General features: G+C 65.3%; 18 protein-coding genes and 1 tRNA gene. 5 read left to right on the top strand and 14 right to left on the bottom strand.

Annotation, left to right across the window (positions count from 1 at the left end; translation table 11 throughout):
* Positions 1-42: 42 nt before the first annotated feature.
* The 8 genes from ychF to AC6H0N_RS09925 form a co-directional block, all read right to left on the bottom strand.
* Positions 43-1,134, bottom strand: a complete 1,092-nt coding sequence (gene ychF / locus AC6H0N_RS09960; RefSeq protein ID WP_497573940.1) for a redox-regulated ATPase YchF — start codon at positions 1,132-1,134, stop codon at positions 43-45.
* Complete coding sequence (pth, locus tag AC6H0N_RS09955) at positions 1,131-1,742, bottom strand: aminoacyl-tRNA hydrolase (RefSeq protein WP_497573939.1); 612 nt, start codon at positions 1,740-1,742, stop codon at positions 1,131-1,133. The genes ychF and pth overlap by 4 nt, the downstream gene beginning before the upstream one ends.
* Before the next feature lie 20 nt (positions 1,743-1,762).
* The gene (locus AC6H0N_RS09950; protein WP_497573938.1) at positions 1,763-2,386 is read right to left on the bottom strand and encodes a 50S ribosomal protein L25/general stress protein Ctc; all 624 of its coding nucleotides are present in this window, start codon (positions 2,384-2,386) and stop codon (positions 1,763-1,765) included.
* Positions 2,387-2,470: 84 nt separating this feature from the next.
* Positions 2,471-3,421: a ribose-phosphate pyrophosphokinase gene (locus tag AC6H0N_RS09945; protein ID WP_497573937.1), complete on the bottom strand. Its 951-nt coding sequence runs from the start codon at positions 3,419-3,421 to the stop codon at positions 2,471-2,473.
* A gap of 83 nt (positions 3,422-3,504) precedes the next feature.
* Positions 3,505-3,581 (bottom strand) — tRNA-Gln (locus tag AC6H0N_RS09940).
* A gap of 14 nt (positions 3,582-3,595) precedes the next feature.
* Positions 3,596-4,453: a 4-(cytidine 5'-diphospho)-2-C-methyl-D-erythritol kinase gene (gene ispE, locus AC6H0N_RS09935; protein WP_497573936.1), complete on the bottom strand. Its 858-nt coding sequence runs from the start codon at positions 4,451-4,453 to the stop codon at positions 3,596-3,598.
* Positions 4,435-5,007 carry a lipoprotein insertase outer membrane protein LolB gene (gene lolB, locus AC6H0N_RS09930; RefSeq protein ID WP_497573935.1) on the bottom strand — a complete coding sequence of 191 codons (573 nt, stop codon included), beginning with the start codon at positions 5,005-5,007 and terminating at the stop codon, positions 4,435-4,437. Before lolB ends, ispE begins: the two co-directional genes overlap by 19 nt.
* A complete protein-coding gene (locus AC6H0N_RS09925) occupies positions 5,004-6,725 on the bottom strand; it encodes a tetratricopeptide repeat protein (protein WP_497573934.1) in 1,722 nt (573 codons plus the stop codon). The genes lolB and AC6H0N_RS09925 overlap by 4 nt, the downstream gene beginning before the upstream one ends.
* Positions 6,726-6,839: 114 nt before the next feature.
* Here AC6H0N_RS09925 and mutM point away from each other — a divergent pair, with 114 nt between their 5' ends.
* Together mutM and AC6H0N_RS09915 are read left to right on the top strand one after the other, a co-directional pair.
* Positions 6,840-7,688 carry a bifunctional DNA-formamidopyrimidine glycosylase/DNA-(apurinic or apyrimidinic site) lyase gene (gene mutM / locus AC6H0N_RS09920; protein ID WP_497573933.1) on the top strand — a complete coding sequence of 283 codons (849 nt, stop codon included), beginning with the start codon at positions 6,840-6,842 and terminating at the stop codon, positions 7,686-7,688.
* 124 nt (positions 7,689-7,812) lie between these two features.
* Positions 7,813-9,774 (top strand): dynamin family protein, encoded by a 1,962-nt coding sequence (locus tag AC6H0N_RS09915; RefSeq protein ID WP_497573932.1) that lies wholly within the window; start codon positions 7,813-7,815, stop codon positions 9,772-9,774.
* A 6-nt stretch (positions 9,775-9,780) separates the two neighbouring features.
* On the opposite strand, the gene AC6H0N_RS09910 is transcribed toward AC6H0N_RS09915, so the two are convergent.
* The 5 genes from AC6H0N_RS09910 to AC6H0N_RS09890 are packed head-to-tail and all read right to left on the bottom strand — an operon-like array spanning position 9,781 to position 13,802.
* Complete coding sequence (locus AC6H0N_RS09910) at positions 9,781-10,035, bottom strand: YfhL family 4Fe-4S dicluster ferredoxin (protein ID WP_497573931.1); 255 nt, start codon at positions 10,033-10,035, stop codon at positions 9,781-9,783.
* Between the two features lie 17 nt (positions 10,036-10,052).
* Entirely contained in the window at positions 10,053-10,544 is a 492-nt protein-coding gene (gene coaD / locus AC6H0N_RS09905; protein WP_497573930.1) for a pantetheine-phosphate adenylyltransferase, read from the bottom strand.
* Positions 10,541-11,080 carry a 16S rRNA (guanine(966)-N(2))-methyltransferase RsmD gene (rsmD, locus tag AC6H0N_RS09900; protein ID WP_497573929.1) on the bottom strand — a complete coding sequence of 180 codons (540 nt, stop codon included), beginning with the start codon at positions 11,078-11,080 and terminating at the stop codon, positions 10,541-10,543. The genes coaD and rsmD overlap by 4 nt, the downstream gene beginning before the upstream one ends.
* Complete coding sequence (locus AC6H0N_RS09895; protein ID WP_497573928.1) at positions 11,077-12,411, bottom strand: M16 family metallopeptidase; 1,335 nt, start codon at positions 12,409-12,411, stop codon at positions 11,077-11,079. Before AC6H0N_RS09895 ends, rsmD begins: the two co-directional genes overlap by 4 nt.
* The gene (locus AC6H0N_RS09890; protein ID WP_497573927.1) at positions 12,408-13,802 is read right to left on the bottom strand and encodes a M16 family metallopeptidase; all 1,395 of its coding nucleotides are present in this window, start codon (positions 13,800-13,802) and stop codon (positions 12,408-12,410) included. The genes AC6H0N_RS09895 and AC6H0N_RS09890 overlap by 4 nt, the downstream gene beginning before the upstream one ends.
* A 143-nt stretch (positions 13,803-13,945) precedes the next feature.
* On the opposite strand from AC6H0N_RS09890, the gene ftsY reads away from it, so the two are divergent.
* The 3 genes from ftsY to ftsX are packed head-to-tail and all read left to right on the top strand — an operon-like array spanning position 13,946 to position 16,535.
* On the top strand, positions 13,946-14,974 hold the full coding sequence (gene ftsY, locus AC6H0N_RS09885) for a signal recognition particle-docking protein FtsY (protein WP_497573926.1): 1,029 nt from the start codon (positions 13,946-13,948) through the stop codon (positions 14,972-14,974).
* A complete protein-coding gene (locus AC6H0N_RS09880; protein WP_497573925.1) occupies positions 14,971-15,636 on the top strand; it encodes a cell division ATP-binding protein FtsE in 666 nt (221 codons plus the stop codon). Before ftsY ends, AC6H0N_RS09880 begins: the two co-directional genes overlap by 4 nt.
* Positions 15,633-16,535 carry a permease-like cell division protein FtsX gene (gene ftsX / locus AC6H0N_RS09875; protein ID WP_497573924.1) on the top strand — a complete coding sequence of 301 codons (903 nt, stop codon included), beginning with the start codon at positions 15,633-15,635 and terminating at the stop codon, positions 16,533-16,535. The genes AC6H0N_RS09880 and ftsX overlap by 4 nt, the downstream gene beginning before the upstream one ends.
* Here the strand turns inward: ftsX and AC6H0N_RS09870 are convergent.
* A complete protein-coding gene (locus AC6H0N_RS09870; RefSeq protein WP_497573923.1) occupies positions 16,532-17,317 on the bottom strand; it encodes an ion transporter in 786 nt (261 codons plus the stop codon). The genes ftsX and AC6H0N_RS09870 overlap by 4 nt on opposite strands.
* Between the last annotated feature and the right edge of the window lie 81 nt (positions 17,318-17,398).

Genomic DNA, 17,398 nt, shown 5'->3' with positions numbered 1-17,398 from the left:
TCGATCAGAGGCCTTCTGTGTTTCCGGGACGGGCGCGACGGATCAGACGTTGAACAGGAAGTTCAGCACGTCGCCATCCTTGACGACGTATTCCTTGCCTTCGGCGCGCATCTTGCCGGCTTCCTTCGCGCCGGCTTCGCCCTTGTACTGGATGAAGTCATCGAAGGCGATGGTCTGGGCGCGGATGAAGCCGCGCTCGAAGTCGGTGTGGATCACGCCGGCTGCCTGCGGCGCGGTATCGCCGACGTGGATGGTCCACGCGCGAACTTCCTTCACGCCGGCGGTGAAGTAGGTCTGCAGGCCGAGCAGCGTGAAGCCGGCACGGATCAGACGGTCCAGGCCCGGCTCTTCGAGGCCCATGGACTCGAGGAAGTCCTTCATGTCCGCCTCTTCCAGATCGGCGATTTCGGCTTCGATGGCGGCACACAGCGCCACCACCTGAGCGCCTTCGGCCTCGGCGTGGGCGCGCACGGCGTCCAGATGCGGGTTGTTGCTGAAACCGTCTTCGGCCACGTTGGCGGCGTACAGCACCGGCTTGGCGGTGATCAGGCAGAACGGGCGGATGGCAATCCATTCGTCCTTGGCCAGGTCGAGGGCGCGCACCGGCTTGCCCTGGTCGAGCTGGGCGAGGCACTTCTCGAGCACCGGCAGCAGGTTCTTGGCTTCCTTGTCGCCAGCGGCGGCAGGGCGCTTGTAGCGGTTGATGGCCTTGTCGATGGTGGCAAGGTCGGCCAGCGCGAGTTCGGTGTCGATGACCTCGATGTCGCGGATCGGGTTCACCGAGCCGGAGACGTGCACGACGTTATCGTCGGCGAAGCAGCGCACAACGTGCACGATGGCGTCGGTTTCGCGGATGTTGGCGAGAAACTGGTTGCCCAGGCCTTCACCCTTGGAGGCGCCCGCCACCAGCCCGGCGATGTCGACGAACTCGACGATGGCAGGCTGGATCTTCTGCGGCTTGACGATCTCCGACAACGCAGCCAGACGCGGATCCGGCACCTCGACGATGCCGACGTTCGGCTCGATGGTGCAGAACGGGTAGTTGGCTGCTTCGATACCGGCCTTGGTCAGGGCGTTGAAGAGGGTCGACTTGCCGACGTTGGGCAGTCCGACGATTCCGCATTTGAGGCTCATGAGCTGGGTTCTTCCTTGTTCTTCGCCGGCTTCGGGCGGGTATTGAGTCGGGTCGTCGCGGCCGTCCAGTTGCCCGCGGCAATCAGCGGCCAGGCAAGCAGCGCGCGATCCATTGCGGCGTCGATTTCTTCCTGCTCTTCGCGACGCGGCGGTTTGAGCACGAAGTTGGCCACTTCGTTGCGATCGCCCGGATGCCCGATGCCGATGCGCAAACGCCAGTAGTCGTTGGTGCCGAGATGGGCCGAGGTGTCTTTCAGACCGTTGTGGCCACCCAGACCCCCGCCGAACTTCAGGCGCAACTGGCCGGGCGGAATGTCGAGTTCATCATGCACCACGAGGATCTCGGCCGGCTCGATACGGTAGAACCTCGCCAGCGCGCCGATCGACTGGCCCGAGCGGTTCATGAAGGTCTGCGGCATCAGCAGCCAGGCGCCGGCACTGCGCGCGTTGGCCGCGAGGCCATGAAAGCGGGATTCGGGTGCAAAGCGCACGCCGAGCTCGTCGGCGAGACGCTCACAAAACCAAAACCCGGCGTTGTGCCGGGTTTCGGTGTATTCGGCCCCGGGGTTGCCGAGGCCGACGACGAGGCGCACGGGTGCGGAGCTCATCGGTCAGCGTGCGATGCCGATCAGGCCTCGGCCTCGCCGCCTTCGCCGTCTTCCGCTGCGTCGTCGTCAGCGCTGCCGCCGCCGGTCTTCAGTGCGGTGGCGATAACCGGGTTGCCTTCACCGTGGTGAACAACTTCGACGCCCTTGGGCAGAGCGATGTCGGAAACGTGCAGCGACTGATCGTTCTCGATCTTGGAGAGATCGATCTCGAGGAACTCCGGCAGGTCTTTCGGCAGGCAGGCGATGTCGATCTCGGTCATGACGTGCGAGATCATCTGGCCGCCGAGCTTCACGGCCGGGCTGACGTCGCCATTGACGAAGTGCAGCGGCACCTTGATGTGCAGCTTTTCGGTGGCGCTGATGCGCTGGAAGTCGATGTGCAGCACTTGCTGCTTGTACGGGTGCCACTGGGTGTCACGCAGGATGACGGTCTCTTTCTTGCCTTCAACGACAACGTTGAGGACGGAAGAGTGGAACGCTTCCTTGCGCAGCAGGTGATACAGCTCGTTATGGTCGAGCGTGATCGCCTCGGCGTCCTGATGGGCGCCGTAGATGATGCCCGGCAGCTGGCCAGCGCGACGCAGGCGGCGGCTCGCACCCGTGCCCTGATCCACGCGCTTGGTGGCCTTGAATTCGATGTTCATTGCAGTACTCCGGTGGTTGAAGATGATCCGCCCGCGACCAGACGGATCGTAAAGTGGCCCGCAGCAATCGCTGCAGGCCGAAAATCATTCCATGAACAGCGAGCTGACCGATTCCTCGTTGCTGATGCGCAGCATGGTGTCGGCCAGCAGTGAGGCGACCGAAACCTGGCGAATCTTCGAGCACCCGCGCGCGTCGTCGCGCAGCGGAATGGTGTCGGTTACGACCAGTTCGTCCAGATCGGACTCCATGATGCGTGCCGCGGCAGCGCCCGACAGTACGGCGTGCGTACAGTAGGCCAGCACGCGACGCGCACCGTTCTCTTTCAAGGCGGTAGCGGCCTTGCACAGCGTGCCGGCGGTGTCGACGATGTCGTCCATGATCACGCAGGTGCGGTCCTTGACCTCACCGATGATGTTCATCACCTCGGCCACGTTGGCCTTGGGGCGGCGCTTGTCGATGATCGCCAGATCGCATTCGAGACGCTTGGCGAAGGCGCGCGCGCGCACCACGCCGCCGACGTCGGGCGACACGACCATCAGGTCGTCGTATTTCTGTTTGTCCAGATCGTTGAGCAGCACCGGAGCGGCGTAGACGTTGTCCACCGGCACGTCGAAGAAACCCTGGATCTGGTCGGCGTGAAGATCCATCGTCAGCAGGCGCTGCACGCCGACGGCCTGCAGCATGTTGGCGACGACCTTGGCCGTGATCGGCACACGCGCCGAACGCGGACGGCGATCCTGGCGGGCATAGCCGAAATAGGGGATGGCAGCGGTAATGCGACCGGCCGAAGCGCGTTTGAGCGCATCCACCAGCACCAGCATTTCCATCAGGTTGTCATTGGTCGGCTGGCAGGTCGGCTGCAGGACGAAGACGTCCTTGCCGCGGACGTTTTCAAGCAGTTCGACATTGACCTCGCCATCGGAGAAACGACCGACCGTCGCAGAACCGAGTGTGATGCCGAGGCGGCGTACGACATCGGCAGCGAGTTTAGGATTGGCGTTGCCGGTGAAGACCATCAGGCTGCCACGGGGCATGACCGATTCTCCAGTACCGAAATTGAAAATCTGTGGAGCCGGAAGCGACACGGGCAGGCGCGTGGCCTGCCCGGTTCGTCGTCTGGCTGGGGAGGAAGGATTCGAACCTTCGAATGCCGGAATCAAAATCCGGTGCCTTGACCAACTTGGCGACTCCCCAAAAAACCTTTTTCGCTACCCGTCGAGCCAGCTGTGAAGCGGATGCCGCGCCTGACTTCGGGCCTTCCATGCACGCCACTTTGGCGGGCAGGCGGCAATAATATCCGAAGCCGCATTTTCGGAGTCGACCGCCGCAAACACACAGGCACCCGAACCGGTCATGCGCGCGGGAGCAAAGCGCTCCAGCCATTCAACTGCCGCGGCAATTTCCGGGTGAAGTCTGCACGCTACTGGCTGCAGGTCGTTCCGGGTTGCGCGGAAAGCGAAGTCCGCAATTCTGATGGCTTCGGTGTTTCGCGTCAAGTCGGGGGAGCGGAAAATTTCGAGGGTCGGCACGTGTACGCCCGGCGCGACGATGACGTAGCACGCCGGCGGCAATTCGACAGGCGTGAGGACTTCGCCGATGCCTTCGACGAAGGCATCCGTGCCGCCAATGAAAAACGGCACGTCGGCACCCAGGCGCAGCCCGAGCGCGGCCAGTTCGCTGCGCTTCAAGCCTGTGTTCCACAAGCGGTTGAGTGCGATCAACGTGGTGGCGGCGTCCGACGAGCCGCCGCCAAGTCCGCCGCCGCTCGGCAGCACCTTGTGCAGGTCGATGTTCGCCCCTGCACTGCAAGCCGTTTCGGCCTGCAGTAACTGCGCGGCGCGAATTACCAAATCGGTGGATTCGGGAATGCCGGGAATGTCGTTGAGGCGCCGGATCGCGCCGTCGTCACGCAGCTCGAAGTCGAGCGTGTCGCTCCAGTCGAGCAGGCGGAAGACGGACTGCAGCAGGTGGTAGCCGTCGTCGCGGCGGCCCACGACGTGCAGAAAGAGGTTGAGCTTGGCTGGTGCGGGGCAGCCGACCAGACGTTTCAGTCGCGCGGCGTCCATGCGTCCACCACGATGCGCAGTCGGGCGTCGCCCCACTGAGCGTTCAATTTGCGCGGGTGCGATTGCGGGTCGTCGCTTGCGTACTCGGGATAGTCGATGATCCAGCCGCTGTCTGAAATGCGCGTCGGACGGCCGATTGCGTCGGTTTCGAGGATGCGCGCGCCTTCGGCCGGGATGGCCTGGATCCAGTCGGCCAGATGCTCGGCCGGCGCATTGATGCCGAGAATGTGCGGTAGCAGCGTGGTGGTGTCGGGAGCGTACAGACGCTGCCCGTCCGAACTGCGCAGCACGGCGCCTTCCGGCGTGCCGACGACATGCGCGACGACTTGCCCGAGCGGACTGAGTACCACCCATTCGTCGCCCTGCGGGCGGTGCGCCCAGCGCAGCCGGCCATTGGCGCCGCGCTCGCCGTCGCTGGCAGCGAGACGGCCTTCCAGGTCGAAGGAAAGCACGCGCTCGCGTTCGATCGGCGCGACCTGCTCATCCCGCGGCGGCTGCAGGGCGCAGCCGACCAGCAGGGCGCAGCCGGCAAGGGTGGCGAGTAGACGGATCATTGGCCGCGCAGGCGGCGCATGGTTTCACCGAGCACTGCGTTGTCCGGGTGAGCGCGCAGCGCCTCGTTCCAGATGCGGTTGGCTTCGTTGCGGCGATCGAGCGTCCACAGGATTTCGCCCAGATGGGCCGCGATTTCAGGGTCGCTGCGGATCGTATAGGCGCGCTGCAGATAGATCAGAGCCGATTGCGCATCGTTCTTGCGAAAGCGCACCCAGCCCATGCTGTCGAGAATGAAGGGGTCGTTGGGCGACAGTTCGAGCGCGCGGGTAATCAGCTCTTCGGCTTCTTCAAGGCGCACGCCGTGTTCGGCCAGCGTATAGCCCAGTGCGTTGTAGGCGTGGGCGTGCTCGGGGTCGATCTCCATGACCAGTCGCATGTACTGCTCCATGCGTTCGAGCTGGTCCAGGCGCTCGGCCAGCATGCCGGCCTCGTAGAGCAGGTCGGGGTCTTCCGGGGCGTCGATGAGGGCCTCGTCGATGACCTGCAGGGCTTCCTCGGTGCGCCCGGCGTTACGCAGCAGCAGCACTTCGGTGAAGATCAGCCGGCGACGATCGTCCAGCTCGACTTCGGTGCCGGCCAGGTGGGCGCGCGCGGCGTCCAGATTGCCGCCCTCGGCCAGCAGATGCGCGATGCGGATCTGCGCGTCCAGGTAGTGCGCTCCGGTCTCGATTTCGCGGTACAGCGCCAAGGCGTCGTCGCGACGATCGGTGCGCTCGGCAATGGCCGCCAGATTGAACAGGATGCCGTCGCGCTCGGGGTGTCCGAGCTCCAAGGCGCGCCGGAACTGTTTCACCGCCAGCGGGAAGTCGCCGGTCTGGGTGGCGATCATCGCGACGGCGTAGATCAGGTCGATATCGTCCGGGTAGCGGGCCAGCAGACTGCGAAACTCGGTCAGGGCGGCCGGAAAGTCCTGCGCCGAAACCTGGCTGCGGGCATGAGCGATGGCAGCGTTGCGGCTGTCGGGGTGGCGCATCAGGTATGCGCCGAGCAGGTCCAGGGCGTCCTGTACGGCATTGAGCTGCACGAGCAGTTGCGACTTGAGAACCACCGCCGGCTCCCAGTCAGGACGCAGCTTGAGGGCGGTTTCGATGGACGTCAGCGCGGCCAGGTCGTTGCCTTCGCCGGCGTAAGCCTGGGCCAGGGCGAAATGCGCCGGCGCTTGCAGCAGGTAGGGTTCGGTCAGACGCTCGACGGTCTCGCGCACCAGCGACTTGTCCTGCATCGGGGACAGGGCGCGGTTCAGGCCCAGCAGGTTCTGCTCAAGGCGCGGTCCTTCGGAATTGGCCAGAATGCGCGCCAGCTCGATCTGCACCTCGTTCATCTGGTCGCCGCGGGTGGCGAGGATGCCGGCCAGCATGCGACGGGCGTCCTCGGACGTCGGCTCGGCATCGAGCCAGATGCGCGCGGCCACCGAGGCGCTGTCCATGTCGCGCGCCACCAGTGCGATCTCGGTGGCGCGTCGGGCGATGCGTGGGTCGAGCGTCTGGCGCGCCGCGTGCAGATAGGCTTCGGCCGACACCGGCAGGTCGCCGCGGCTGCCGGCGATCTCGCCGAGCAGGACCAGAAACAGTACGTCTGAGGAGAGCTCCTGTATCGGCAGGATGGCGCCCGACTCGGTGGTGGCGGGGCTGTCGCCGGGCGCGGCGTGGCTGGCCGGAGCCAGTAGCGCAAGGGTGAGCGCCATGCCGGCGACGAACGGGGGGAGCTTGTGCTTCATAATCGGGTCCAGTAAGGCCGGTCTGCGCTGCTCGCGAAGTGTCCGATGGTATGCAGTTTCATGCTGCACGGGCAAGCGCGCGATGCCCGGCAGGCTTCAATCAGGAAAACATTCATGCCCGAATTGCCCGAAGTCGAGACCACCTGCCGGGGAATTCGTCCGGTATTGACCGGGCGAATGGCGAGCGGTTGCATCATCCGCAACGGTCGCCTGCGTTACCCCGTGCCCGCCGATCTGGGTGGCTGCATTGACGGTCAGCCATTGCTGGCGGTGGAGCGGCGAGCCAAATACCTGCTGCTGGGCTTCCCCGGCGGCACCGTGATCGTGCATCTGGGCATGTCCGGCAGTCTGCGTGTGGTCGATGCGCGGGCACCCGCCGACAAGCATGATCACGTCGACCTGCTGTTTGGCGAAACGGCCCTGCGCCTGCGCGATCCACGGCGCTTCGGGTTGATAGTGTGGCATGCGGGCGAGCTGGCGCAGCATCCGCTGTTTGCGCGTCTGGGTATCGAGCCGCTGCATGCGGGCTTCGATGGCGACTGGCTGTTTGAAGCGCTGCGTGGCGTGAGCACGCCGATCAAGCTGGCCATCATGGACGCTCATCGCGTCGTCGGTGTCGGCAATATCTACGCCTCGGAGAGCCTGTTCCGGGCGCGCATCCATCCGCTCACGCCAGCCGGCAGTCTGGGGCGTCAGCGCTGCCGACGCCTTGCCGAGGCCATTCGCGAGACGCTCTTTGCGGCCATCGAAGCCGGCGGCAGTACCTTGCGCGATTTCGTCGGGGGTGACGGCAAGGCCGGCTACTTCCAGCAACAGTACTTCGCGTATGGTCGCGACGGCGACGCCTGCCGCGTGTGTGGAGGCACCGTGCGCAAGACCGTGATGGGCCAGCGTTCGACCTTCTGGTGTGCGCGGTGCCAGCCGCTGCGCAAGCCGCGCACAGCTCTGCCGCGACGCGTCTGAGCTGCGTCCGTCGGCCATCACATGCCGCCGGTCGCGGCGCTTCAGATGCATCATTGGCAGGGCGTCGGCCGGACGCTATGCTGAGCGAATCTGATCGCGTCCCCCCTCGATGCCGGAGAGTGCAATGAACGAACTGATTGATCGGTTTTCCGCCTATGGCAACTGGCGCGAGGAGGGTGAGGCGGCCATCGGGCGTCTGCGCGCGTGGCTGACCCGCAATGAAGTCGGCGATGCGCAGACCGAGATGCGCCTGAAACAGGTGCTCGACCGCATGCGCGAGGACCGCCTGACAATTGCCTTCGTCGCCGAGTTCTCGCGCGGCAAATCCGAACTGATCAACGCTGTGTTCTTCTCCGGCTATGGTGACCGCATCCTGCCGTCGAGCGCCGGCCGCACCACCATGTGTCCGACTGAACTGTGCTGGGAGCACGGCAGCACGCCGCAGATTCGCCTGTTGCCGATCGAGTCGCGTCGCGACGGCGACGTGGTCGCCGTGCTGCGTTCGCGCCCCGAAGCCTGGCAGGTCGAGCCGCTCGATACCGCTTCTGCCGAGAGCCTGCAACGTGGTCTGGCGCGCGTCGGCGAAACCACTCGGGTGAGCGTGGACGAGGCGCGCGAACTCGGCTTTCGCGTGGGCGAGGAGGGCGGTGAGGACATGCTGGTGGCGGACGCCGACGGCATGGTCGAGATCTCGCGCTGGCGCCACGCCATCATCCATTTTCCGCATCCGCTGCTCGAACAGGGCCTGGTTGTGCTCGACACGCCGGGGCTCAACGCCATCGGTGCCGAGCCCGAACTTACCCTGTCGATGCTGCCCAATGCACACGCCGTGGTGTTCGTGCTGGCGGCCGATACCGGCGTCACGCAAAGCGATCTGGCGGTATGGCGCGAGTGCGTCAGCGCCGGTCGCAGTGGTAACCACGGCTGCATGGTGGTGCTCAACAAGATCGATGGCCTGTGGGATGGCTTGCGCGACGACGCGCGCATCGAAGTCGAGATCGAGGGGCAGGTGGCGTCGGTTGCGCGCACCCTCGGGGTGCAGGCTTCGAGTGTGTTTCCGGTGTCGGCACAGAAGGGGCTGGTCGGTCGCATCAACGGCGACGAGGCACTGGTCGAGCGCAGCCGGCTGGGGGTTTTCGAGCAGGCACTGTCGGCGGAGGTGCTGCCGGCACGTCAGCGCATCGTGCGCGAAAGCAGCCTGGCCGAAGTCGACGACGTGGTGCGCCAGTCGCGCCAGTTGCTGCTTGCGCGGCAGAGCGGCGTGCGCGAGCAGTTGCGTGAGCTGGCGGACTTGCGCGGCAAGAACCAGAGCGTCATCGAATACATGATGCGCAAGGTCGGCAGCGAAAAGGCCGAGTTCGAGGAAGGGCTCAAGAAGTACTACGCAGTGCGTTCGGTATTCACCACGCTCACCAACAACCTGCTGCAGCACATGGGCCTGGACGTGCTGCGACACGAGACGCGGCGTACGCGCGAAGCCATGCTCGACTCGACCTTCACGGCCGGTTTGCGCGGTGCGATGGAGCAGTTCTTCACCCGCCTGCGTGGCAACCTCGCGCAATCCGACGCCGAAATCGTCGAGATCTCGGCGATGCTGGCTTCGATGTACAAGCGTTTCAGTGTCGAGCACGGCCTCAAGCTGGCTCAACCGGCAGGCTTTTCGACGCAGCGCTATCTGCGTGAGATCGACCGGCTGGAAGAGATCTTCAATCGCCAGATCAACACCACGCTAACCCTGGTGACGACCGAGAAGCGCAAGCTCACACAGAAGTTCTTCGACACTGTGGCGGTGCAGGCCCGGCGCACCTTTGAAGTCGCCAACCGCGACATGGACCAGTGGTTGCGGGCCGTCATGGCGCCGCTGGAAACGCAGGTACGGGAATACCAGATTCAGCTCAAGCGTCGCCTGGAGAGCATCAAGCGCATCCATCAGGCGACCGACACGCTGGAAGACCGCGTCGACGAACTGCGTCACTCCGAGGAAGGGCTGGAGCTGCAGATCGCCGAGCTTGAAGAGATGCTGGCCGAGGTGCGGACTGCCCTCGGCGCGGCGGAAGAGGACGACCAGGTCGTCCGCGCCGCCTGACGCGGATCAGGCCGCGGTGTTGGTGAGGAGAACGAACTTCTCCATCAGCTGGTCCTTGGTTTCGACCACATCCGGATTGAGCGGAATGCAGTCTACCGGGCAGACCTGCTGACACTGCGGCTCGTCGAAGTGTCCGACACATTCGGTGCACTTGTTCGGGTCGATCTCGTAGATCTCGTCACCCTGGTAGATCGCCCCGTTCGGGCATTCCGGCTCGCACACATCACAGTTGATGCATTCGTCGGTAATCATCAGCGCCATGCTGTAATCCTTTCCTGTTACCTGTCCGGCTGAAACTTGTGCAGCAGGCGCCGGGTGACCTGCGGCTGAACGAATTTTCCGATGTCGCCGCCAAGGCGGGCAATCTCGCGCACCATCGTGGCCGAGATGAACATGTACTCGTCGCCCGGTGTGAGGAATACGGTTTCGACCTCGGGGAAGAGCTTGCGGTTCATGCCGGCCATCTGGAACTCGTACTCGAAGTCCGATACCGCGCGCAGACCACGCAGGATCACACGCGCATCGTTGGCCTTCAGGAAATCCATCAGCAGGCCATCGAAACCGGTTACTTCCACGTTCGCAAAGGGCGCGCAGACCTCGCGTGCGATCTCGATGCGCTCGTCGAGCTCGAACAACGGGGTCTTGCCGCGGCTGCGTGCAATGCCGACGATGAGGCGGTCGAACAACTGCGAGCCGCGGCGCACGAGATCCTCGTGACCACGCGTGAACGGGTCGAAAGTGCCGGGGTAAACCGCAACGGTTTCCCTCATTCGCTACTACCTCGCATCAGGTGGAAATGAACCTGGCCGGCGCGACCCTCGCGGATCGTCGTCCAGCGGCCAAGCTGCGTGAGCGGGTGCTCGCTTTCGGCATACAGCCAGCCATCAGGCACGAGCAGGCGCTCCAGGGCGGGCTCGATCTTCTCCAGCAGGCCCTGGCGGTAGGGCGGGTCGAGAAAGACCAGATCGAACTTGCGCGACGTCGAGCGGGCGAATTCTACCGCATCGGCACGCAGCACCTCTACCTGAGTGGCCTGCAGCGACTGCGCAGTAGTACGCAGTGATGCTGCTGCGCGTGCGTCGCGTTCGACCAGCAGCACCTCGGCTGCGCCGCGCGAGGCGGCCTCGAACCCGAGCACGCCGGTGCCGGCGAAGAGGTCGAGGCAGCGCATGCCGTGCAGCTCCTGCCCCAGCCAGTTGAACAGCGTCTCGCGCACTCGGTCCGGCGTCGGACGCAGGCCGGACAGCTTCGGCACCTCGATCAGCCGCGAGCGCCATTGCCCGCCAACGATGCGAACCCGGCTCACGGTTTCGTGCTGTCGCCGTCGCCGCCGGCCACCACCACCGACAGGTGTGCTGGCTCGACGCGTCGTGCGAAAGCATCGCGGATGCCTTGCACGGTGACTTCCGAGACGTGCTGCGGATAGGTGTCGAGCCAGTCCAGCGGCAGGCCATAGAAGCCGACCACGGCAACCCAGTCGAGGATCTTGCCGTTCGAGTCGAGTCGCAGCCCGAAGCCGTTGACCAGGTTGGCCTGCGCGGCAGTGAGCTCCTCCTCGGTCGGGCCTTCGGCGATGAAATCGGCCAGCACGTCCTTGACCACCTTCAGCGCGTCGTCGGTCTGGCCGCCACGGGTCTGCAGCCCGATCTGGAACGGGCCGGCGACGGCTTGCGGCGCAAAGTAGCTGTACACGCTGTAGGCAAAGCCGCGTGCGTCGCGCACCTCGCGGTTCAGGCGTGACACCAAGCCGCTGCCACCGAGGATGTGGTTGCCGACGAGCAGCGCGAAGTAGTCCGGATCATTTCGCGACATGCCGGGCATGCCGGCCAGGATGTGGGCCTGAGAAGACGGGTGCGGGATGCGTACGGTGGAGGCCTGCGGCATCTCCGGCGCGGGCGGCGGCGGTACGGCAGCGCCGGCCGGCAAGGCCCGCGTCAGCGCCACGGCGATGCGTTCGGCTTCGGCCCGGTCGGCATCGCCGACGATGGTGACAACCGCGTTGCGCGCTGTGTAGTGATTGCGATGGAATTCGAGCAGCGCATCGCGGCTGATCGCCTCGATGGACTCGAAAGTGACTTGTGCTCCGTACGGGTGATCACCGAACACCAGACGCCCGAAGGCCCGCTCGGCCAGCGTGGCGGGGCGTGTCAGTGCCTCGCGCAGGCCCGCTGAGGCGCGGGATTTTTCGCGCGCCAGCACGGGCGCGGGATAGGCCGGTTGGGCGATCAGGCGGGCCGCCAGGTCAAGCGCCGCATCGCGTTCGGGGGCGCTCGACAGCGTGCGCACCGAGAACCAGGCGCGGTCGTTGTCGGTGCCGCCGCCGAACTGTGCGCCGGTGTCGGCACGCGCCTCGGCAATGGCCTGTTCGTCCAGATTCTCGGTGCCGGCGTCGAGCAGACCGCGCGCCAGCGAGGCAAGGCCCGACAGGCCTTGCGGATCGCGTGCCGAACCGGCGGCGAAGTCGACCTGAACGTCGAGCATGGGCAGCGTATCGCCCGGCACGAAATACACGCGGGCGCCGGTTTCGGCGACCCAGTGCTGGATGGCCGGGCCGGCCGTTGCGGCGTGGGCCGAAACGCCAAGGACGAGGGCGGTCACAAGCCGCCCCATGGCGGCAGGCAGGCGGAAATTCATCATTGCTTGCTCCCGATCTGGGGACGGGTGGCGCCAAACGCGTTGGGTTTGGCGGGGCTTGCGGCGTCGAGGGATTGCGGGTCAAGGATGGCGCGCGTCAGCGTGCCGTCGCCGAAGTAGCGTCGCGCAACGTCCTGCACTTCTTCGGCGGTGACCTTGCGAATACCTTCGAGCAGCGCCGCCTCGTCACGCCAGGAAATGCCGGCGCCTTCCAGAAAGCCGATCTCCATGGCCTGACCCATCAGCGAATCGCGCTTGTACACCTCGGCCGCCAGCGTCTGCGTCAGCACGCGCCGCAACTCGGATTCCTCGATGCCGTCGCGGGCGATGCGCGCGACCTCTTCGCGCAATGCGGTTTCCAGTTCGGCCACGCTCTTGCCGGCAACAGGCGTGGCGCCCAGCGTGAACAGCGAAGGGCCGCGCGCGATGCCGCCGTAGCTGGCGTCTACTGCCACGGCGATCTGTTCCTCGCGCACCAGGCGACGTGGCAGACGCGCGCCGTCATAGCCGTCGAGCAGGGCAGCCAGTACCTGCAGCGCATAGACGTCGCGGTCGGCCTCGACGTCATTGAGCGTCGGCGCGTGCCAGGCCAGTGCGACGTGCGGCAGCTCGGCCGGCGCCTCGACGGTGACCTGACGCGTGCCGCGCTGCTGCGGCTCGCTCGAAATGCGGCGCTCGGGCAGCTCCTTGGCGGCAATCGGCCCGTAGTGTTGTTCGGCCAGCGCGAACACCTCGCGGTGATCGACGTCACCGACGACCACTAGCCGTGCGTTATTGGGCGCATACCAGGCCTCGTGCCAGCGGCGTGCGTCTTCGACTGTGTAACTTTCGATGTCGCCCATCCAGCCGATGATCGGGCGTTGGTAGGGGTGTGCGGTGTAGGCCGTGGCCATCAGCTGCTCCCACAGCAGCGAGCGCGGGTTGTCATCGGTGCGCATGCGGCGCTCTTCCATGACGACCTGCCGCTCGGGCAGGAATTCCTTGTCGCTGATGACCAGATTGGCCATCCGGTCGGCCTCCATCCACATCATTTCGTCGAGACGGCTGGGTGGAATCTGCTGGAAGTAGGCGGTGTAGTCGCGCCCGGTGAAGGCGTTGTCGCGCCCGCCGGCGGCCGCCACACGACGGTTGAACTCGCCCGGCGCGAGCTTCTCGGTGCCCTTGAACATCATGTGTTCGAGCATGTGGGCGATGCCCGACACGCCATCGGGCTCATCCATCGAACCGATGCCATACCAGACCATGTGCACCACCGAGGGTGCGCGATGGTCTTCCTTGACAATGACATGCATGCCGTTGGGCAGCGTGGTTTCAAAAGGGTTGGCCAGGGCCGGTGCCGGTGCGGCAATGGCGGTCAGCGCGAGGGCGACCGCGGGCAGTGCGTGACGGAGCATTCGGGGTTCCTGCATCTGTTAGAATCCGGGGCAGTTTTCGGGCTTGCTGAGGCAGGCACGAAACCGGCGCGGCGCTGCATCTTAGCGCCATCATGGCCGGCACGCCTGCCCGGCAGCAATCGTCCCTAGAGACTCGACGCCTGATGTTTGGTTTCCTCAAGAAGTCCCCCCGCCCCGACACCGAAGCGCCTGAAGCGCCTGAACCGGAGTCGTTGACGCCGCCGGAAGCAAGTGTTGTCGAGGTCGCTGCGACCGCGCCGCGGCCTTCGTGGGGCGACCGGCTCAAGGCCGGCCTTTCGCGTACTCGCGGCAATCTCGCCGGGCTGTTTGGCCTGCGCGGCATCGACGAAGAACTGTTCGAGGATGTCGAGGCCACGCTGTTGATGGCCGATTGCGGCGTCGAGGCAACCCAGTTTCTGATCGACGAATTGCGCAAACGCTGGAAGCGCAACGAAATCGCCAACGCCAACGAGTTGCGTGATGCGCTGGCCGAACTGCTGCGCGACTTGCTGGCGCCGCTCGAAGCGCCGCTGGATGTGTCGGGTCACACGCCCTTCGTCATCATGATTGCGGGCGTCAATGGCGCCGGCAAGACCACCTCCATCGGCAAGCTCGCCAAGCATTTTCAGGCGCAGGGCAAGAGTGTGCTGCTGGCCGCGGGCGACACTTTCCGCGCCGCCGCGCGCGAGCAGCTCGAAACCTGGGGTGAGCGCAACGGCGTGACGGTGATCGCGCAGGATCAGGGCGATTCCGCCGCGGTCATCTTCGACGCCGTGAACGCCGCCCGGGCACGCGGCATCGACGTGGTGCTGGCCGACACGGCCGGCCGTCTGCCGACGCAACTGCACCTGATGGAAGAAATCGCCAAGGTGCGTCGCGTCATCGCCAAGGCGTTGCCGGAAGCGCCGCACGAAGTGCTGCTGGTGCTCGACGGCAACATCGGCCAGAACGCGCTGGCGCAGGTCAAGGCCTTTGACGCCGCCATCGGCGTGACCGGCCTGGTGCTGACCAAACTCGACGGCACGGCCAAGGGCGGCATCGTCGCGGCCATTGCGCGCCAGCATCCCAAGCCCTTGCGCTACATCGGCGTGGGCGAGGGCATCGACGATCTGCAGCCGTTCCGCGTCAAGGAATTCGTTGACGCGCTGTTTGCGCGCGGCAGCGCCGCATGATCGTTTTCGACGAAGTCGTCAAACGCTACCCGGGCGACTATGTCGGCCTGGGCGGCGTCAGCTTCACCATCCGCCACGGCGAGCTGGTGGTGCTGTCGGGCCATTCCGGCGCCGGCAAAAGCACCCTGCTGAAAATGATTCCGGCCATCGAGCGCCCAAGCTCTGGCGTGGTCAGCATCAACGGGCAGGACGTTTCGCGCCTGCGTGCCTCGGCCATTCCCTATCTGCGGCGCAACCTCGGTCTGGTGCTGCAGGAGAGCCGCCTGCTGTATGACCGCAGCGTGTTCGATAACGTCATGCTGCCGCTGGTGATTACCGGGCAGTCCTCACGCGACGCTGCGCGTCGAGTTGCCGCGGCGCTCGAGCGCGTCGGTCTGGCTGGACGCGAGCGCGAGATGCCGGCGGGTCTTTCCGGCGGCGAGCAGCAGCGCGTGGCGATCGCGCGCGCCATCGTCAATCGCCCGTCCATCCTGATTGCCGACGAGCCCACCGCGCATCTCGATGCAGCCTACGCGCGCGAGATCGCGGCGCTGTTCAAATCCTTCAACGAGGCCGGTGTGACCATTCTGGTGTCGACCCACGACGAGCGCCTGTTCATGGAATGGCGCCCGCGCCGGCTGATACTCGGCAAGGGCTTGCTGGTAAGGGATCTGGCGCCATGAACAACTGGTTCCATCTGCATGCCCACGCCATCGGCATCGCCGTGCGCCGTCTTGCGCGCCAACCGGTCGGCACGCTGCTCTCCGCGCTGGTGGTGGGCATTGCGCTGTCGCTGCCGGCGGCCGGCTATCTGCTGCTCGACAACGTGGCCTCGCTGGCGCGCGGGGTGTCTGGCTCGCCGGAACTGAGCATCTTCCTGGCGAACGAAACCGCGCGCGCCGACATCGCCGACATGGACAAGCGCCTCGGCGCTGACGGCGACGTGGCGAGCTACGTATTCGTGTCGCGCGACGAGGCCATGCGCCAACTAGAGCGCAGCGGTCTGGGCGACGTGCTCGGCGGTCTGGCCGCCAATCCGCTGCCGGATGCTTTCGTGGTTACCCCCGCGACGGCCGACCCGGCGCTGTATCAAACGCTGCTGGCGCGCTTCGGTGAGTGGGAAGGCGTCGAGCATGTACAGCTCGACTCGGCCTGGGTTGAGCGCCTGCATGCGCTGCTGGAGCTGGGCAAGTCATCAGTGTTGCTGCTGGCGCTGCTGCTCGGCATTGCGCTGGTAATCGTTACCTTCAACACCATCCGGCTGCAGATCCTGACGCAGCGTCACGAGATCGATGTGAGCCGCCTGCTGGGCGCTACCGACCCCTTCATCCGCCGTCCGTTCTACTGGTTCGGCAGCCTGCAGGGCTTGCTCGGCGGTGTCGTGGCATTGATCACCGTGTGGCTCGCCGTGCATGCGCTGGCCACGCCGGTTGAAGGGCTGGCGGCCACCTATGGCGCGGTGTTTGCACTGACCGGTCCGGGGCTGTCCGACAGCCTGGCGTTGCTTGCCTTTGCGGCATTGCTCGGCTGGTGCGGCAGCGAACTGTCGGTGCGCCGCCACCTGCGCGAAAAGCTCAGTTAACTTCGTTCCTTGCGCAGCGCTGCGATCTCCTCACGCAGCGTGCGCATCTGTTCCATCATTTCGTCGTGGTCGGCTTTGACCAGCGCGCGTGTCTGTTCGCCCTCCAGGTGGTCGGTGGTGTTCATGGCATCGACGACGATGGCAATGAACAGGTTCAGCACCGCGAAGGTGGTGATCAGGATGAACATCACGAAGAAGATCCACGCCAGCGGATAGACCTCCATCACCGGTCGCACGATGCCCATCGACCACGATTCGAGCGTCATCACCTGGAACAGCGTGTAGAACGATGCGCCGATGCTGCCGAACCACTCCGGGAAGCGATCAGCGAAAAGTTTGGTCGCCATCACCGCTGCAACATAGAAGACCAGCAGCAGCAAGGTCAGCACCGAGGTCATGCCGGGGATGGCGCGCAGCAGCGCATTGACCACCTTGCGCATCGACGGCACCACCGATACCAGCCGCAGTGCGCGCAGGATGCGCAGCGCCCGCAGCACCGAGAGGCCTTCGCCGGTGGGCAGCAGCGTGACGGCAACCACCAGAAAGTCGAACACGTTCCAGCCGCTGCGGAAAAAGTTGTGGCGATACACCACCAGCTTGAGCACGATTTCGACAACGAACACCGCCAGCGCGGCGCGGTCGAGCAGCACCAGCAACGGGCCGGCCGAGGCCATCACCGAGGCAGAGGTTTCGAGACCCAGCGTGATCGCGTTGATCACGATCACGGCGATCACGAAGTTCTGGAAAGAGGTCGATTCGACGAAGCGTCTGAGGGCGATCATTGCGGGCGGTAACGTGTCGGGATTGGGGTGCGATTCTATGTCAGGCCGGCGGCGGAGATTGCAAGAACCCGCAATTGACCC

Source organism: Pseudazoarcus sp. NS34, from assembly GCF_059703725.1.
This window is presented reverse-complemented; position numbering and strand designations above follow the sequence as displayed.

Excerpts from the sequence above, each read along its gene's own strand:
- ychF (WP_497573940.1), bottom strand. The coding sequence starts at position 1,134 with ATGAGCCTCAAATGCGGAATCGTCGGACTGCCCAACGTCGGCAAGTCG.
- pth (WP_497573939.1), bottom strand. The coding sequence starts at position 1,742 with ATGAGCTCCGCACCCGTGCGCCTCGTCGTCGGCCTCGGCAACCCCGGG.
- AC6H0N_RS09950 (WP_497573938.1), bottom strand. The coding sequence starts at position 2,386 with ATGAACATCGAATTCAAGGCCACCAAGCGCGTGGATCAGGGCACGGGT.
- AC6H0N_RS09945 (WP_497573937.1), bottom strand. The coding sequence starts at position 3,421 with ATGCCCCGTGGCAGCCTGATGGTCTTCACCGGCAACGCCAATCCTAAA.
- ispE (WP_497573936.1), bottom strand. The coding sequence starts at position 4,453 with ATGGACGCCGCGCGACTGAAACGTCTGGTCGGCTGCCCCGCACCAGCC.
- lolB (WP_497573935.1), bottom strand. The coding sequence starts at position 5,007 with ATGATCCGTCTACTCGCCACCCTTGCCGGCTGCGCCCTGCTGGTCGGC.
- AC6H0N_RS09925 (WP_497573934.1), bottom strand. The coding sequence starts at position 6,725 with ATGAAGCACAAGCTCCCCCCGTTCGTCGCCGGCATGGCGCTCACCCTT.
- mutM (WP_497573933.1), top strand. The coding sequence starts at position 6,840 with ATGCCCGAATTGCCCGAAGTCGAGACCACCTGCCGGGGAATTCGTCCG.
- AC6H0N_RS09915 (WP_497573932.1), top strand. The coding sequence starts at position 7,813 with ATGAACGAACTGATTGATCGGTTTTCCGCCTATGGCAACTGGCGCGAG.
- AC6H0N_RS09910 (WP_497573931.1), bottom strand. The coding sequence starts at position 10,035 with ATGGCGCTGATGATTACCGACGAATGCATCAACTGTGATGTGTGCGAG.
- coaD (WP_497573930.1), bottom strand. The coding sequence starts at position 10,544 with ATGAGGGAAACCGTTGCGGTTTACCCCGGCACTTTCGACCCGTTCACG.
- AC6H0N_RS09895 (WP_497573928.1), bottom strand. The coding sequence starts at position 12,411 with ATGATGAATTTCCGCCTGCCTGCCGCCATGGGGCGGCTTGTGACCGCC.
- AC6H0N_RS09890 (WP_497573927.1), bottom strand. The coding sequence starts at position 13,802 with ATGCTCCGTCACGCACTGCCCGCGGTCGCCCTCGCGCTGACCGCCATT.
- ftsY (WP_497573926.1), top strand. The coding sequence starts at position 13,946 with ATGTTTGGTTTCCTCAAGAAGTCCCCCCGCCCCGACACCGAAGCGCCT.
- AC6H0N_RS09880 (WP_497573925.1), top strand. The coding sequence starts at position 14,971 with ATGATCGTTTTCGACGAAGTCGTCAAACGCTACCCGGGCGACTATGTC.
- ftsX (WP_497573924.1), top strand. The coding sequence starts at position 15,633 with ATGAACAACTGGTTCCATCTGCATGCCCACGCCATCGGCATCGCCGTG.
- AC6H0N_RS09870 (WP_497573923.1), bottom strand. The coding sequence starts at position 17,317 with ATGATCGCCCTCAGACGCTTCGTCGAATCGACCTCTTTCCAGAACTTC.